This is a genomic window from Cellulosimicrobium sp. E-16 (genome assembly GCF_049913115.1).
Lineage (GTDB): Bacteria > Actinomycetota > Actinomycetes > Actinomycetales > Cellulomonadaceae > Cellulosimicrobium.
Map to the genome: position 1 here is coordinate 4579309 of NZ_CP183974.1, position 14884 is coordinate 4594192.

Annotated in this window: 13 protein-coding genes; 5 read left to right on the forward strand and 8 right to left on the reverse strand. The window is 70.2% G+C overall.

The window, feature by feature from the left end; translation table 11 throughout:
• Positions 1-82 precede the first annotated feature (82 nt).
• The 5 genes from ACN9MS_RS20135 (at position 83) to ACN9MS_RS20155 (ending at position 6103) form a co-directional block, all read left to right on the forward strand.
• Entirely contained in the window at positions 83-1948 is a 1866-nt protein-coding gene (locus ACN9MS_RS20135) for a protein kinase family protein (RefSeq protein WP_426310141.1), read from the forward strand.
• Between the two features lie 190 nt (positions 1949-2138).
• Positions 2139-3167, forward strand: coding sequence for a thioredoxin-disulfide reductase (gene trxB / locus ACN9MS_RS20140; protein WP_426310142.1), 1029 nt, complete (start codon positions 2139-2141; stop codon positions 3165-3167).
• A gap of 47 nt (positions 3168-3214) precedes the next feature.
• Positions 3215-3547 carry a thioredoxin gene (gene trxA / locus ACN9MS_RS20145; protein ID WP_426310143.1) on the forward strand — a complete coding sequence of 111 codons (333 nt, stop codon included), beginning with the start codon at positions 3215-3217 and terminating at the stop codon, positions 3545-3547.
• A gap of 79 nt (positions 3548-3626) precedes the next feature.
• Positions 3627-4979 (forward strand): PLP-dependent aminotransferase family protein, encoded by a 1353-nt coding sequence (locus ACN9MS_RS20150; RefSeq protein WP_426310144.1) that lies wholly within the window; start codon positions 3627-3629, stop codon positions 4977-4979.
• 179 nt (positions 4980-5158) lie between these two features.
• Entirely contained in the window at positions 5159-6103 is a 945-nt protein-coding gene (locus ACN9MS_RS20155) for a D-alanine--D-alanine ligase family protein (RefSeq protein ID WP_426311939.1), read from the forward strand.
• A gap of 1987 nt (positions 6104-8090) precedes the next feature.
• Here the strand turns inward: ACN9MS_RS20155 and ACN9MS_RS20160 are convergent.
• From ACN9MS_RS20160 to rpmH, 8 genes are all read right to left on the reverse strand, one after another.
• Positions 8091-9497, reverse strand: a complete 1407-nt coding sequence (locus ACN9MS_RS20160; RefSeq protein ID WP_426310145.1) for a ParB/RepB/Spo0J family partition protein — start codon at positions 9495-9497, stop codon at positions 8091-8093.
• The gene (locus ACN9MS_RS20165; RefSeq protein ID WP_426310146.1) at positions 9494-10555 is read right to left on the reverse strand and encodes a ParA family protein; all 1062 of its coding nucleotides are present in this window, start codon (positions 10553-10555) and stop codon (positions 9494-9496) included. The genes ACN9MS_RS20160 and ACN9MS_RS20165 overlap by 4 nt, the downstream gene beginning before the upstream one ends.
• A gap of 234 nt (positions 10556-10789) precedes the next feature.
• Positions 10790-11482: a 16S rRNA (guanine(527)-N(7))-methyltransferase RsmG gene (rsmG, locus tag ACN9MS_RS20170; RefSeq protein ID WP_426310147.1), complete on the reverse strand. Its 693-nt coding sequence runs from the start codon at positions 11480-11482 to the stop codon at positions 10790-10792.
• Positions 11483-11774: 292 nt separating this feature from the next.
• On the reverse strand, positions 11775-12302 hold the full coding sequence (locus ACN9MS_RS20175; protein ID WP_426310148.1) for a protein jag: 528 nt from the start codon (positions 12300-12302) through the stop codon (positions 11775-11777).
• Between the two features lie 40 nt (positions 12303-12342).
• Positions 12343-13431 carry a membrane protein insertase YidC gene (yidC, locus tag ACN9MS_RS20180; RefSeq protein ID WP_426310149.1) on the reverse strand — a complete coding sequence of 363 codons (1089 nt, stop codon included), beginning with the start codon at positions 13429-13431 and terminating at the stop codon, positions 12343-12345.
• A 60-nt stretch (positions 13432-13491) separates the two neighbouring features.
• Positions 13492-13830, reverse strand: a complete 339-nt coding sequence (yidD, locus tag ACN9MS_RS20185; protein ID WP_426310150.1) for a membrane protein insertion efficiency factor YidD — start codon at positions 13828-13830, stop codon at positions 13492-13494.
• Positions 13827-14195 carry a ribonuclease P protein component gene (rnpA, locus tag ACN9MS_RS20190; protein ID WP_426310151.1) on the reverse strand — a complete coding sequence of 123 codons (369 nt, stop codon included), beginning with the start codon at positions 14193-14195 and terminating at the stop codon, positions 13827-13829. Before rnpA ends, yidD begins: the two co-directional genes overlap by 4 nt.
• Positions 14196-14201: 6 nt before the next feature.
• Positions 14202-14339 carry a 50S ribosomal protein L34 gene (gene rpmH, locus ACN9MS_RS20195; protein WP_034225701.1) on the reverse strand — a complete coding sequence of 46 codons (138 nt, stop codon included), beginning with the start codon at positions 14337-14339 and terminating at the stop codon, positions 14202-14204.
• Positions 14340-14884 lie beyond the last annotated feature (545 nt).

The window sequence follows — 14884 nt, forward strand, 5'->3', positions numbered from 1 at the left end:
CGGGCCTCAATCGGGTGATACGCGGGCAATCAGGGCCCGCGTACCATGGTGTGTCGACCACGAGTCCCACGGAGGAGGTCCGGTGAACGGCGTGGCCCCAGGAACACTGCTCGTCGCGCGCTACCGGCTCGACGAGCAGCTCACGTCCGACTTGTCGGACGTCACCGCATGGTCGGCGCACGACCAGATCCTCGACCGGCCGGTCCGGATCTCGTTGGTCTCCGGCCCGCACGTCGCCGACGCCCTCGACTCCGCCCGGCGCGCCGCGCTCGTCGTCGACCCGCGCCTGACGCGCGTCCTCGACGTCGGGACGGAGGACGGCGTCGCGTACGTCGTGACCGAGCGGTACACGGGCATCACGCTGAGCGAGGTCGTCGCGGGCGGCATCGTCGACCCGCAGCAGGCGCGCGCGATCGTCGGCGAGGCCGCGGCCGCGCTCGAGGTCGCCCAGCGGCGCGGGGTCCACCACCTCGCGCTCCGGCCCGACGCGCTCCGCGTCGACGGCAGCCGGGTCCTCGTGACGGGCCTCGGGCTCGACGCCGGCGTCGCGGGCCACGACCAGCACGACGCCGACCTGACGTCGCGCACCGACGCCGTCGGGCTCGTCGCGCTCCTCTACTACGCGATGACGGCGCGCTGGGCCGGGGCGTCCCTGGACGTCCCGTGGATCGCCCCCGACGCCATCCACCCCCTTCCCGCGCAGCGTGCGGGCGACGGGGTCCTCCCGCTCTCGGCCGTCCGCCCGGACGTCCCCGCGGAGCTGGACGAGCTCTGCGCCCAGGCTTTCGCGGGCACCCACGGCACGGTCGAGGAGTGGACGGCGCCGCCCGCCGGCGACGCGCCCCGCTCCCCTGCCGACGTCGTCGGCGCTGTCGAGCCCTGGGGCGAGGTCTCGGTCGTCGCGGCCCTGCCGTCGTTCGTGCAGCCCGCGACCGCCGGCGTGAGCCGCCAGTCCGTCCGCACCGCGTTCGACGGCGCGACGAGCGCGCCTCCGGGGACGCCGCCGCCCGCACCGCCGGTCCGACGCCCGACGACGGGACGCATCCACCGCGTGGGGGACGTGCCGGGCTCCGCCGGTCCGGGCGTCGCGTACGCCGCCGGGGTCGCCACGGGCGCCACCGCAGCGGTCTCGCCGCCCGCACCGGACCCGTCGACCGCGGCGTACGCGGTCCCCCCGCCCCCCGTGGGCTACGACACCGGGACCGCGCCCCTCCAGTACGCGGCCGCACCGCCGCCCGTACCTCCGACCACGGAGGCGCCCCAGGCCTGGAGCGAGCCCGCGCCACGACGGCGCGGCCCCCGCCGGTTCAACGCCACCCCGATCGTCCTCGTGCTCGTCCTGGGCCTCGTGGTGTGGGGCGTCGTGTGGGCGGTGAACACCGCGTTCGACGGGTTCGGACCTGCGCTCCAGACGAGCGAGGAGCCGACGGGCGAGGGGTCGGAGGCTCCGTCGGAGGGCGACGGTGGCACCGCAGGGGGCGAGCAGGCACCCCCGGTGACAGACGTGCGCCCCGTGATCGCCTCCGGACAGGCGCTGGACCCCGAGGGCGACGCCTCCGGGAACAACGACGGCGAGCACCCCGAGCTCGCGCCGCTCGCCTACGACCAGCAGCCCGACACGACCTGGATCTCGCGCCGCTACAACGCCGCGAACTTCGCCGGGCTGCGCACCGGGATCGGGTTCGCGGTCACGCTCGAGCAGAAGGCGCCGGTCTCGACGGTCGTGCTCGACACGGCCACCACCGGCGGCAACGTCGAGATCCGTGCCACGAGCCCGGACGCACCCACCGAGGGCACGGTCCTCGCCTCCGGGCCGCTCGCACCCGGCGTGGAGTTCACCTTCGACCAGCCGGTCGAGGCGGATTCGATCGTGCTGTGGTTCACCGAGCTGCCGCAGAACCCGGCCGGGGAGTTCCGCGCGGAGATCAACGAGATCCTCGTCTCCTGACGCTCCCGGGGCGGCGACGCCCGCTCTGTCGGGCCCGACCGTCGCCGGCCCCGGTGCGTGGACGGCCCACGCGCCGTGCGCCGGGTCACCGTAGCGTGGCGAACACCCGTACCGTGGAACAGAAGCCGCCTCGGCGGCGTTCACACTCTCGCGTGGTCGGCCGCCACGCACCGAGCATCGAGGAGAGCACGTGACCGAGCAGTCTGCCGTCCAGAACCTGATCGTCGTCGGGTCCGGTCCCGCGGGGTACACCGCGGCGATCTACGCGGCGCGCGCGGGGCTGGCCCCGCTCGTGCTCGCGGGCTCCGTCACCGCCGGCGGTGCGCTGATGAACACCACGGACGTCGAGAACTTCCCCGGCTTCCCCGACGGGATCATGGGCCCGGACCTCATGGAGAACATGCGCAAGCAGGCCGAGCGGTTCGGCGCGCGCATCGAGTGGGACGACGCCACGCTGCTCGACCTCGAAGGGCCGGTCAAGACCGTCGTGACGGGCAACGGTGAGACCTACCGCGCCCGCGCGGTCATCCTCGCGACCGGTTCCGCCTACCGCGAGCTCGGCCTGGACGACGAGAAGCGCCTGTCCGGGCGCGGGGTGTCCTGGTGCGCGACGTGCGACGGGTTCTTCTTCCGCGACCAGCACATCGCCGTCGTCGGCGGCGGGGACTCCGCGATGGAGGAGGCCACGTTCCTGACCCGGTTCGCCGAGAAGGTCACCCTCGTCCACCGCCGCGACGAGCTGCGCGCGTCGAAGATCATGGCCGACCGCGCGCTGAACGACCCGAAGATCGACTTCGCCTGGAACAGCGAGGTCGCCGGCATCGGTGGCGAGAACAAGGTCGAGGCGCTCACGCTGCGCGACACCGTGACCGGCGAGGAGCGCGAGCTGCCCGCGACCGGCCTGTTCGTCGCGATCGGTCACGAGCCCCGTACCGAGCTCGTCAAGGGTCAGATCGACCTGGACGACGAGGGCTACATCCAGGTCGTCGGACGCACCACGGCGACCAACCTCGAGGGCGTGTTCGCGTGCGGCGACGCCGTCGACCACACCTACCGCCAGGCCATCACCGCGGCCGGCTCCGGGTGCGCGGCAGCGCTCGACGCGCAGCGATACCTCACCGAGCTCGCCGACGCCGCCGGCCTGGAGGACCTCGCCGGCACGCCGACCACGCCGAACCCGGACGAGCTGCCCGAGGCGCTCGCCGAGCTCCAGGCCTGAACCAGCGTCCCCTCATCCCCACCGAGTCCTACCGCAGGAGGTCAACCATGCCGACCGTTCCGGTCACCGACGACACCTTCCGTGCCGAGGTCCTCGAGTCCGAGGTCCCCGTCCTCGTCGACTTCTGGGCGACGTGGTGCGGCCCGTGCCGCCAGGTCGCGCCGATCCTCGAGGAGCTCGCCGAGGAGTACGACGGCAAGATCAAGATCGCCAAGCTCGACACGGACGCGAACCCCGAGACGACCGGCGCCTACGGCATCGTCTCCATCCCCACGCTGAACGTCTACGTGGGCGGCGAGCTCCAGAAGTCGATCATCGGGGCGCGCCCCAAGCGGGCGCTCACCGAGGAGATCGACACCGTGCTCGCCACGACCGTCTGATCCGCACCACCACCATGCCGCCGGAGGGCGGATCGCGAGCACCGCGGTCCGCCCTTCGGCGTCTTCACGGGATCCCCCGATGCCCCGTGCGACACTGGGGGTCGTGACTGGACCGACGACTCCCCCGCAGCAGCCCGCTCCCAGCGGCACCCGCCTCGACCCGTGGTTCGGTGCCTACGCAGAGCGAGCGCACGGGATGCGAGCGTCGGAGATCCGGGCGCTGTTCGCGGTGGCGAACCGGCCCGAGGTCGTGTCGCTCGCCGGCGGCATGCCGTACCTCGAAGGACTCCCCCTCGACCAGATCGCCGACACCATGCAGCGCCTCGTCGCGACTCGCGGTGCGACCGCCCTCCAGTACGGCTCCGGGCAGGGCGACGAGACGCTGCGCGAGCGGATCCTCGACGTCGTCCGGCTCGAGGGGATCGAGTGCCACCCCGACGACGTCGTCGTCACGACGGGGTCGCAGCAGGCGCTCGACCTCGTGACGAGGATCTTCGTCGACCCCGGCGACGTCGTCGTCGCCGAGGCACCGAGCTACGTCGGGGCGCTCGGCGTGTTCCGCTCGTACCAGGCGGACGTCGTGCACGTGCCCCTCGACGAGCACGGTCTCGTCCCCGAGGCCCTCGAGGAGACGCTCGCCCGGCTCGCGACGGACGGTCGCCGCGTCAAGCTGCTCTACACCGTGCCGAACTTCCACAACCCGGCCGGGGTGACCCTCACCGCGGAGCGCCGCCCGCGCATCCTCGAGATCGCACAGCGCTACGGCGTCCTGGTCATCGAGGACAACCCCTACGGCCTCCTGGGCTTCGACGGCCAGACGCTCCCCGCCCTCCGGTCGCTCGACGAGGACGGCGTCCTGTACCTCGGGTCGTTCTCCAAGACCTTCGCCCCGGGATACCGCGTCGGCTGGGTCGTCGCGCCCCACGCGGTCCGCGAGAAGCTCGTCCTCGCCAGCGAGTCGGCGATCCTCTGCCCGTCGAACGCCTCGCAGCTCGCCATCGCCGCGTACCTCGACACGTGCGACTGGAAGGGTCAGATCAAGCAGTTCCGCGAGCTCTACCGGGAACGCCGGGACGCCATGATCGGCGCGCTCTCCGAGCACCTCCCCTCGGCACGCTGGACCGTGCCCGACGGTGGTTTCTACACGTGGGTCCAGCTCCCCGAGGGTCTCGACGCACGGTCGATGCTCCCGCGCGCCGTCACGGCGCGCGTCGCCTACGTGCCCGGCACCGCTTTCTACGCGGACGGCACCGGCTCGAGCCACGTGCGCCTCTCCTACTGCTTCCCGACCCCTGAGCGGATCCGTGAGGGAGTCCGACGCCTCGCCGGGGTCGTCAACGCCGAGCAGGAGCTCGTCGAGATCTTCGGGACCAACGCCGAGCTCGACCCTGACGTCACGGACGTCGAGAACCCCTCGCCCAACCTGGCCTGAAGCACCTCACCACGACGCCGAGGCGGCCCCACCGGGCGACGCCGGCACCGAACAGGAGTCCGTCAACAGTGGACACGACCACGGGTAACCCGGCGGCCACGGGCGACGCTGCCACCGCAGACCAGTCCGACCCGCAGCGCCCTGACCAGCACCTTCACCTTCTCCGGCCCGACGACGCCATCCCCCCGGGCGGGCACGTCGCGATCCTCGCCGGCGGGCTCTCCCACGAGCGCGAGGTCTCCCTGCGGTCGGGTCGCCGCGTCGCCGAGAGCCTGCGCGCGGCCGGTCTCGAGGTGACGGTCCACGACGTCGACGCCGACCTCCTCCCGTTCCTCGCCGCGACCCGCCCCGACGTCGTGTGGCCGCTCCTGCACGGCGCGAGCGGTGAGGACGGCTCGATCCGCGACGTGCTGGAGCTCGTCGGGGTTCCCTACGTGGGCACCGGGCCGCGGGAGAGCCGCTCGGCGTGGAGCAAGCCCGTCGCGAAGAGCGTCGTGCTCGGTGCGGGCCTGTGCACACCCGAGTACGTGACCCTCCCGCAGAGCCTCTTCCGGGAGCTCGGTGCCCAGCCTGTCCTGGATGCCGTCGTCGCGCGCCTCGGTCTCCCTCTCGTCGTCAAGCCGACCCATGGCGGTTCGGCGCTCGGCGTGACCCTCGTCGAGCGTGCCGACCAGCTTCCCCGAGCCATGGTCGACTGCTTCGCGTACGGAGACGTCGCCCTGATCGAGCGCGCCGTGCGCGGCGTGGAGCTCGCGGTCAGCGTCGTCGACCTCGGCCACGGTCCTGAGGCGCTGCCGCCTGTCGAGATCGTCACGACCGGACCCTACGACTTCGACGCGCGATACAACCCCGGACGAACCGAATACTTCGCCCCCGCCCGCCTGGACGACGACGTGCTCGGTATCGTCCGAGAGGTAGCCGTCCGCGCGCACGTCGCGCTCGGCCTGCGTGACCTGTCACGTACCGACGTGATCCTCGACCAGGACGGCGTCGTGCAGTTCCTCGAAGTCAACGTCGCACCTGGCATGACAGAGACGTCCCTCCTCCCCCAGGCCGCGCGTGCCGCTGGGCTCGACCTCGGTCATCTCTACCGGTCGCTCGTCAACGCCCACGTGCGGCACTGAGCGACGGCAGTCCGTCCGACGCATCCGCAATCGCTGTTTCACGTGGAACGTCGCGCTGACGATAGCTCGACGGTCGCCACGCGCGCAGACGGCCCGGGAGGTGTGCCGCGGCTCGTCCGCCGAACCTGGCCGACAGCCCGTCGGCACGACCGTTCCCCCATCGTCTCGGCGGGGCCTTAGCGCTCCCAGCAGGTGATCCGCTTCTCCGACGTCGGCGACACCCAGACGCCCGTGGGCCCGTGGGCCCGGAGGGCCGGTGGGCCGTTGGGCCGTTGGGCCGTTGGGCCGTTGGGCCGTTGGGCCGGAGGCATCGTGTCGCGTGACGCATGACGCATGAGCGAGCAGGTCCTCCGGGACTGCTTGCGCATGAAGTGCCCAGCGGCGTCGCCCCCCTCCCCCCGCATCGTCCGACGCGTCGAGCCGTGCCGCGGGGATCGCTCGTGAGCGACGTCTCGATGGCGCGGTCTCGCACGAGCGTCGACCCACGGGTGGTCCGCCCATGACGTGCTCCCATGGGGCCTCGACGATCTCTCCCTTGTCGACGTGCGGCGCCGCAGGCGGCGAGGTTGTGTCCGACGACCGGGTCGGTCCGGTCGGGCCTGCACCTGCAATCAACACTCGTTCGGATGCTCGCTGAGGCGTGGCTCGTACACTGGCTCGGGCGCAGACTCCACCTCGGTCTCGGAATGGGGGCTCGGACGCTAGTGCGGGCTTGGATCCGGTATCAGACGTTGGCCCGGTCTCAGACGCTGGCCCGGTCTCAGACGTTGGCCCGGTCTCAGACGTTGGCCCGGTCTCAGACGTTGGCCCGGTCTCAGTCGCTGGCCCGGTCTCAGTCGCTGGCCCGGTCTCAGTCGCTGGCCCGGTCTCACACCGGCTTGGTCCCCAGACACCGGCTGCGCGCGGGCATCCGTGCAGGCTCTGTCTCTGTCCCGGGCAATAGTTGGTCTCGGATCCCGGCTCGGGACCGGCGAGTGGCGACAGCCGTCACGCAAGGCCCTGAGCGCCTAGTTCCGCTCGCGATGGGAGTGACCGGAACGGTATCCGTGCCTCGTAATCGTCTCTGCGCGCTCAGCGTGATCCGTTCGCCAGCGCTCGCAAGTGCGCCCCGGTGATGGCCAGAGGACCCAGGCGCGTCGAGAGAATCCTGCATCGCGGGGCACTCTGTCATCGGCCAGCGACCCCGTCGGACTGCGTTGTTTCACGTGAAACGGCGCTGCTCCGCGTGCGACCTCGCCGCGGCGTCGTTCCACGTGAAACAGCGCGTCGGTTACGTTCTCCGGAGATGAGCTCTGCTGCCCGATGCACCCTCTGTGCCGACACTCGACACTGCGCGAAGGAGGAGATCGTGGACGCGGACACCTCAACCTCAGCGCATCGATCCCCGATGCATGGCGCCACGTTGAGCGTCCCCCGCGGAATCGGCCACTCGGCAGGTTGGATGCCCGGACGCTCCCCGGTCAGCGTCGTGACATGAGGCACATCCTCGTTCGCGCTTCTGTTCCAGTTCCCTCAGCTTCGTTTCTACCTCCGCGGCAGCACAGGCTCCACAAAGTCGCTCCCAGGAGGTGCCGCCGGCCGCAGACGCCCGTTCCCGTTTCACGTGAAACAACGTCACCGGGACGGACCACGTCCACTTGCGGGCAGACCCGGCGGCCTGTTGCGGGACGCGGTGAGCTGGGCAAGAGGATTCCCCGCAGGCATCGACGGGCCGCGGCACGGGCCAGAGGGCGACTGCGCCGTCGTCGGGCGACGTCGTCATCGATCGCACCCGATCTGGACGAAGGCTACCGTCACGGTCACCACGTCTCGTGGACGGCTGTGCAGTCCGCATCGAACCGCCGTGAAGGGAGGAGGCGCAAACGCTCTCCCTCGACCTCGTGGCGAACATGCAGCCGGGACTGCCGCGGGTGCTCACGAGCACCGCACGACAGTCCCGGCATCGGCTTCGGCGTCACGCTGTGCGAGGCGCGCACGCCTGATATCGCTACTTGCGGAGAAGACCCGGGTCGTCGGGTGCCATCACGTCGAGAATCCTGTTCAGGTCCTCGACCGATGCGAACTCGACGGTCAAGCGCCCCTTGTTCTTGCCGAGGTCGACCTTCACGCGCGTCTCGAAGCGGTCGGAGAGCCGATGAGCGAGCTCGTCGATCGCGGCGGAGCGCTGACCTGCTCGCGGTGCTCGCGGCGCGCGGCGATCGCCGTCCAGTCCGCCCATCGCGACGATCTCCTCGGTCGCACGGACGGAGAGCCCCTCGGCCACGATCCTCTGGGCTAGGCGCTCGATCTCCGCGCCGTCAGTGAGACCCAGGAGTGCACGCGCATGACCAGCGGAGAGAACGCCAGCTGCGACACGCCGCTGTACCAGTGGTGGGAGGCGCAGGAGCCTCAGAGTGTTGGAGATCTGCGGTCGACTACGAGAGATGCGTTCAGCGAGCTCTTCGTGAGTGCATCCGAAGTCGTCGAGCAGCTGGCGATACGCTGCGGCTTCCTCCAAGGGATTGAGGGCGCTGCGGTGCAAGTTCTCGAGCAGGGCGTCGCGGAGCAGGTCAGCGTCATCCGTCTCGCGGATGATCGCGGGAATGACCTCGAGCCCAGCAGCCTGCGTCGCGCGCCACCGCCGCTCCCCCATGATCAGCTCGAAGGAACCGTCCTCCCCGGGGACGGGACGAACGACGATCGGCTGAAGAACGCCGATCTCGCGGATCGAGCCCACGAGCTCGTCGAGGTCCCCTTCGTCGAAGACGGTACGCGGCTGGCGCGGATTCGGACGGATCGACGCCGTCGGCACCTCGGCGAAACGGGCGCCGGGGACCGGTACGAGGTCCTCCGCCGCGCTCCCCGTCCACTCCTCGGAGCTCGGGGTGGGCTCGCCCCCGGGGTTCTCCCCAGTCGCCTCCGCGAACCCCTCCCCCACCGCGTCCCCGCTAGCCGTCGTGGAGGGGGTCGTTTCACGTGAAACAGCGGCCGCGGCACCATCGTGTGCGATCGACGTGGCGCCATCGGCGCTCTGCACGCTTCCCTCGCCGCCGTCTCTCTCCCTCGGCGCCGTGAGCTCGTCCTCGCTCCCGCCGAGCGCACCACGGTCACCCGCGCTCACGGCCTCCAGCTCGGCGAGGTCGTGTGGCGAGAGCGACGTGAGGGCGTCCAGGTCAGCCGGCCCTGAGCCGGTCTCCGCGACAAGGGTGACGACAGGAGTGCCCTGAGTCTCGCTCCCGGCCGAACCCATTCCCCCCTCGTCGCGTGCGGAAGCGTCCTCCGCCGGTGCGTCGACGTGCTCCGGCTCCTCCGGCGTCGGGCTCGGGAAGAAGACGTCAACCGGTCGCTTCCCCTCTGAGCTGGTCGGGATGAGAGCCCCGAGCCCCCGGCCGAGCCCTCGACGCTTCTCGCTCATCGCAGTTCCTCCTGCCGCAGGCCGGGACCACCGATGGTGCCGGCAAACTCATGTTCGGTTCGGACCGCCTCGGGCACTGGGGCAGTCTCGGGATCGTCACCGTGCTGGAGAGCCACATCCTGCCCGGGGAGCGCACCGAGATCGCGATCGCCAGGCCTGTTCGCACCGCGCTGCGTCAGTTCTCGCGCTGCCTCGAGGTACGCGAGCGCACCGGTCGAGCCGGGATCGTAGGTCATCACCGTTTGCCCGTGGCTCGGTGCTTCGGAGATGCGCACGGAGCGCGGCACGGTCGTCCGCAAGGTCTGGTCAGGGAAGTGCTCGCGCACTTCTGCCGCCACCTGTTGCGCAAGATTGGTTCGCCCGTCGTACATCGTCAGCAAGATCGTCGAGACGTGCAGGCCGGGGTTGAGGTGTGACTTGATGAGCTCGATCGTCTTCAGGAGCTGGCTCAGTCCCTCGAGGGCGTAGTACTCGCACTGGATCGGGATGAGCACCTCTCGACCGACGACGAACGCATTCACGGTGAGGAGACCCAGACTCGGCGGGCAGTCGACCAACACGTAGTCGATGCGGGCCAGACCCTCGCGCTCGCGCGCCGCCAGGTACTCGTCCAGCGCGCGGCGGAGCCGTGTTTCACGTGAAACGAGCGAGACCAGTTCGATCTCTGCGCCCGAGAGGTCGATCGTCGCCGGTACGCACCACAGCGTCGGGATGTCGGGGCACTGCTGGACTGCGCTGGCGAGCGGATCGCCGTCGACCAGGACCTCGTAGACCGACGGCGTCCCCGCGCGGTGCTCGACCCCGAGCGCGGTCGACGCGTTGCCCTGGGGATCGTTGTCGATGACGAGCACGTTGAGCCCCGCCAGCGCGAGCCCGGCCGCGAGATTCACCGTCGTCGTGGTCTTTCCCACGCCGCCCTTCTGGTTCGCCACCGTGATGATGCGCGTCGACGCAGGACGCGGGAAGCGGCGACCTTGGAGGTCGATGCGACGCCTGGCGTCCTCGGCAAGCTGAGCCGCGAGCGGTGTCGACTCGTCCGTGACCGGCAGGCTCGCCATCAGCGCTGCTCTCCGATCGTCCTCGTTCCCGGAGCTTCGCGCCCCTCCCCCGTCCTGCGAGAGGGCCGTCGACCGATCCTGAGGCTTTCCAGGGTCGACAGGGCTATCCGTCACGCGTCTCATCCTCTCCGTCGTCGCGTCCCAGCATGCGCCGTCCAGCCCACTCATCTGTGGATGTCAGGCGCTCGGCACCCCCGTGTCGTCACGCAGCGGTGCCGACGTCGAGGGTCGGGTTCAGCGTGCCCCAGTCTGCCGCACGATGCGCACGACCGTGGTGCTCTCCACACCGGGGATCGTCGGCGCGTCCACGATCTCGGGTTCGCCCGCCTTGAGCCGTCGCAACACCTTGCGGGCGGGCTCGACCTCGCGCGCCACGTTGCGTCCCTTCAGGACGATCATCTCGCCGCCCGGTCTGACGAGCGGCAGCGAGAGCCTGACCAACTTGTCCAGGGCGGCCACGGCCCGAGAGGTCACCGCGTCGCACTCGAAAGCACCGTGGTACTCCTCCGCACGCCCCCGCTTCACCTCGATGTTCGAGAGATTCAGATCTGTGGCGATCTCCGTCAACCAGGCACAGCGCCGCTCCATCGGCTCGACCAAGAAGACAGAGGCGGCCGGACGCATCGCAGCGATCACGACCCCGGGAAGCCCGGCCCCGGATCCGATGTCTGCGATGAGCCCCGTCTCCGGAAGGAACGGGACGACCGCAGCAGAGTTCAGGATGTGCCGGTCCCAGATACGAGGAACCTCGCGGGGGCCGATCAGGCCGCGCAGCTCACCCTCCTCGCGCAGGCGGTCCGCAAACCGTTCGATGGTCGGGTACGCCGCACCGAAGTACTCGGTCAGCGCCTCCCGCGAGATCTCCGGCTCTGCGTTGCCGTCCACCAGGTCGCGCATCGGCTCCTCTGCTTCCTCGTCAATAGGCACGCCACATCGTTTCACGTGAAACGCCCGACGGCGTGCCCGATCACCAGGTGATCCGTTCGTCCCGTACGGGTCGGGAGGACATGCCCGGCCATACGAGCGTTCCTCGCCCCCCCCAACACGGTGCGAGTGCAGACCGAACGACGTCCATCGAGGGGAAGATGAAGCAAGGTCAGTCCGGACCCCGCGCGAACACCCCGACCGACACCGGGTCACTGCGATCGCCACGGCAAGCGACGTCCGCCCTCCGTTTCACGTGAAACGGAGGGCGGACGGGTTCTGACACAGAGCGGCGTCAGTCAGCGGGGTAGATCACCACGTAGCGCTGAGGCTCGACGCCCTCGGAGTCGCTGCGGAGACCGGCGGCAGCCACCGCGTCGTGAATCACCTTGCGCTCGAAGGCGTTCAGGGGTTCCAGCGAGACCTTCGCCCCGCCCGACTGAACGCGAGAGATCGCCTCCTCGGCCTGCGCGGTGAGCTCACGACGTCGAGCAGCGCGGAAGCCGGCGACGTCCAGCATCAGTCGGCTACGCTCGCCCGTCCGCGCCTGGACGGCGAGGCGGGTCAGCTCCTGGAGCGCGTCGAGAACGTCGCCGTCCTCGCCGACCAGGGAACGCAGCGCGACGGGATCGTCGGCGACGATCTCGACCGCCGCGCGGTCGTGCTCGACGTCGATGTCGATGTCACCGTCGAGGTCGGCGATGTCGAGCAGCTCCTCCAGGTAGTCCGCTGCGATCTCACCCTCCTCCTCCAGGCTGGTGGTCTCGCGCGTCGGCTCGTCGGTGACGGCGTCTTCGGGCGCTGGGGTCTCGGTAGGCGTCATGACGGTGCTCCTCACGGCGGGGGCGCGCACGCGCGCGGGTCTACTTCTGCTTCTTCTTCTTGGGCGCAGGCTTGGATGCCCCGGAGGCCGGAGAGCCCTTCGCGCCGTCGTTCGTCCCAGATCCGTCTGCCGCCTCGGGGGCGTCCTCGACGGGAGCGTCCTCGACGCTCGGCGGGGTCGTCCCGATCGGGCGGGGCGCAGGCTTCTGTCGGTCCTTGCGCTTGGGCTGCTGACGCTGCCCGCGCGGCTGCTCGATCACCGGCGTGGCGTCCTCGACGATGCCCTTCGCCGCACGCTTGCGCGCCTGACGCTCCTTGAGGAGTCGCTCCGCCTCGGAGCCCGGCGCCGGCATGCGCCGGATCGTGTAGAACTGCTGACCCATGGACCACAGGTTCGTCGTCGTCCAGTACACGAGCACACCGACCGGGAAGTTCACACCGGAGACGGCAAAGATGAACGGGAAGACGTAGAGCATCATCTTCTGCGTCGACGCCATCGGTCCCTCGAGAGCGGCCTTCGGCATGTTCTTCATCGTGAGCTGGCGCTGCGTGAAGAACGTGGTGGCGCACATCGCGACGATGAGCACGGCGATGACGATCTTGGTCTGGAGGTCGTCGGTGCGCAGGAACACGTCGGACAGCTGCGCTCCGAACACCGACGAGCTCTCGATGTCGCTCGCGACCGCCGAGTTGATCGGACCGATCGGGTCATCCGTGCCGTTGGAGATCGGCACGAGGCCGTTCAGCACCCGGAAGAGCGCGAAGAAGATCGGCGACTGCAACAGGATCGGCATGCACGACGCGAAGGGGTTCGTCCCGTGCTTGCGGTACAGGTCCATCGTCTCGCGGCTCATGGCCTCGCGGGACGCCGGGTCCGTCTTCCCCTTGTACTTCTTCTGGATCGCCTGCATCTCGGGCTGGAGCATCTGCATGCCGCGCGATGCCTTGATCTGCTTGAAGAACAGCGGGATCAGCAGGATGCGGATGATGATCACGAGCCCGACGATCGACAGGACCCACGCCGGCCCGGGACCGTCGGAGAACCCGAGGAACACCAGACCCTGGTGGCACAGGTACATGATCCACGCCACGACCCACTCGATCGGGGCGAGGAACGCGAAGAAGTCCATCAGTGACTGCTCCCTCAACTTCAGACAAAGCTTGTGAATCGCCCGATGTCGGGCTGCGGACTAGTGCGTGTGTCGTGCCGGCGGAACGTCGTCGACCCCACCGAGGCTCCAGGGGTTGCAGCGCAGCAGCCGCCAGAGGGCGAGGCCCGTTCCGCGCAGGGCGCCGTGACGACGCACCGCCGTGAGGGCGTACTGGGAGCAGGACGGGTAGTACTTGCACGTGGGCCCGGTCATCGGGGAGATCACCGACTGGTAGGCCCGGATCATGCCGATGAGGGTGAGCGCGGGGACGCGGCGCAGCACGGCGACGACGCGACGCACGATGCCGGGAGCTCCCCGGTCGGCGCCGTTCTCGGGGGACGTCACGCCGGGAGCGTCGACCGGGTGGGTGGTCGTCATCGATCCACGCCCGCACGCTCGTGGAGGCGCCGCACGGCGCGATCGAGACCGCGGTCGAGGTCGGCGCTCAAGTCGCCGAACGTCGCTGCGGCGGAGGGGGGCAGCGCACGGACGACGGCGCGCCCATGCTCGGGCAGCATGTCGAGGCGCGCCGCAGTAGCGGCACGCAGCCGACGCTTCACGAGGTTGCGGTGCACCGCGTTCCCCACTGCCTTGGAGACGACGAAGCCGACCTGTGGTCGCGCATCACCCTCGAGATCCTCGGAGAGGTGCACGACCACGGTCGACCTACCCGCACGCACGCCGCGGCGCACCGCCCGCTCGAAATCGACGGAACGGCGCAGTCGGTGCGCCGCGGGGAGCACGTGGGATCAGGCAGAGAGCTCGGTGCGGCCCTTGCGACGGCGGGCAGCCAGGATGGCGCGGCCGGCACGGGTCCGCATGCGCAGCCGGAAGCCGTGGGTCTTCGCCCGGCGCCGGTTGTTCGGCTGGAAGGTCCGCTTGCTCACGAGGTACTCCAAGAACGTCGGGGAGGTACACCGTCTATGTCCTCGACGATGCAGTGACAGGTCCCGGTTGGAGCCTGTCGGTGGTTCAGGTGGTGCGCCGTGCGGTCACCCGCGCGGTCGCCGTCCAGGCACGCGGATCGAGTGGGCCATTGCTGGGGGCACCGGATCCTTGCAGGCAGCTCACGACGCGAGGCCTCGTGTCGAGTCTCCTCCACGCGGGCGCGCCAAGAACATCTGGAACGGCTGTCTGACGTTACGCTGCGCGACCCCTTGGGGTCAAACCAGGAGGGGTGAGATGCGCCGCGGCGCGGGTGCCGCGGCATCGCGGTCCCATCCGCGCCCCTCGGAGGCTGAGAGCATCCTCACCCTACAACCCACAGCCTGTGGACAACTATGTGGACGAGGGGTTCCCATGGCACGATCAACCTCAGCATCACCACACCCGTGACCTTTCTTCGTCGGCGTACCCCGCCCGGCCCGTCAGCGCGCGCTCGACGGTCGGCTCCGCGCGCCGGCGCACACCCTCGACCTGTGAGGAACTGCCC

Bases quoted from the DNA above. Each gene is read 5' to 3' on its own strand.
- ACN9MS_RS20150 (WP_426310144.1), top strand. From the start codon at position 3,627: ATGCCCCGTGCGACACTGGGGGTCGTGACTGGACCGACGACTCCCCCG.
- yidD (WP_426310150.1), bottom strand. From the start codon at position 13,830: ATGACGACCACCCACCCGGTCGACGCTCCCGGCGTGACGTCCCCCGAG.
- ACN9MS_RS20165 (WP_426310146.1), bottom strand. From the start codon at position 10,555: ATGGCGAGCCTGCCGGTCACGGACGAGTCGACACCGCTCGCGGCTCAG.
- trxA (WP_426310143.1), top strand. From the start codon at position 3,215: ATGCCGACCGTTCCGGTCACCGACGACACCTTCCGTGCCGAGGTCCTC.
- yidC (WP_426310149.1), bottom strand. From the start codon at position 13,431: ATGGACTTCTTCGCGTTCCTCGCCCCGATCGAGTGGGTCGTGGCGTGG.
- ACN9MS_RS20160 (WP_426310145.1), bottom strand. From the start codon at position 9,497: ATGAGCGAGAAGCGTCGAGGGCTCGGCCGGGGGCTCGGGGCTCTCATC.
- ACN9MS_RS20175 (WP_426310148.1), bottom strand. From the start codon at position 12,302: ATGACGCCTACCGAGACCCCAGCGCCCGAAGACGCCGTCACCGACGAG.